The sequence below is a fragment of the Candidatus Jidaibacter acanthamoeba genome (assembly GCF_000815465.1).
Taxonomy (GTDB): domain Bacteria; phylum Pseudomonadota; class Alphaproteobacteria; order Rickettsiales; family Midichloriaceae; genus Jidaibacter; species Jidaibacter acanthamoebae.
Genome location: NZ_JSWE01000213.1, coordinates 1 through 1301 on the forward strand (window position 1 = coordinate 1; position 1301 = coordinate 1301).

Annotated in this window: 1 protein-coding gene; it reads right to left on the reverse strand. The window is 32.3% G+C overall.

The features are described 5' to 3' along the window. A partial coding sequence (locus tag NF27_RS11510; RefSeq protein WP_193387661.1) for an ankyrin repeat domain-containing protein occupies positions 1-1301 on the reverse strand: 1301 nt, incomplete at both ends.

Sequence of the window (1301 nt, forward strand, 5' to 3'; positions counted from 1 at the left end):
ACAACTCTACAGAGCGTCTAAAACTTCTTACTTGAGAATTATTTTCAAGTTCCTCCGCTTGCTTAAACTCGCTTAAAGCCGGTATAATTTCTTCATAAAATATCTGCGCATCCATTTTTATTTTCACTTGGAAACCATCATCATCTGAAGCTCCATAACTATATTCAAGAATAAGTCCCGAATAGTTATCATCACAAAAAAGCTTAAATAAAGCAAAGTCGGCTTGATTATTAAATTCAATGAATATATTAATCGTATCTTTTTCTTCCCCAGGACTCAAACTTGGACTTATATAACTTTTACGCTCATTAATACCCGCCATACTCGATAACAACTTGCCTATCTTATCACAAACGTCAGAGTAAGAATAATTTAACTCCTTTTGTAATTTAATAACAATTGCTTTATATATATTATTTTTAATTAATGAATCTTCAAGTTCTTCATAATATAATTTCTCAGCTTTTTTGAGAACTCCTTCCTTAAGTGATATTGAAAAATTATCAATATCGTTTTTACAAAGTTTTTTCCAAAATTTCTTTATTATATTTCTAGGAGAGTTTCCTTCTTGATCTACTATGGTTGGATTGGCTCTACTTGCTATTAATAGTTCCATGATACAATAAGATGGTATATCCCATTCTTCATTATTGATGCTTTTACTATTACTATATAAAACAGATAGATGAAGCGAAGTTCTACCTTGCTTATCAATACTATTTACAGTAGCTCCCTCTTCTGCCAGCAACCTCGCAACTTCTAAATTCTCTCTCATTACTGCTAAATGTAACGGGGTTAAACCTTCATTATTAGGTTTATTAACTTCAGCACCAGCTTTAATGAGTTTTACTATCGTATCTATATTATTCCAACCCCTCCTATCAGCAACTATATGTAATGGAGTTCTTCCTTTATTGTCGGAGATATTAACGTCAGCTCCTTTTTTTATTAACTTGTCTACAGTCTTTATCCCTCTCGCTGATGCTACAAATATTGCAGACTGCTTTTCTTCATTTACTTTATTTACATCCGCTCCATATTTTATCAGTAAACTTATTATCTTTATATAAGGCTCATCACATTCTCTTATACCAATATCCCAAGGACATCCGAAAGCAGCCTTATGAAGCGGAAAATCAGAAGTAATTAACTCTGGTTCTTCTCTCCACTTACTAACTATAGTTACTGCTAAATTCGGGTTAGCTTTCGCTTCAAGCAAAGCTTTCACCATCTCTACTTTACCTTCAGTTACTGCTATATATAATAGTGTAAAACTTCCTTGATCGTATAGAAACTTATAT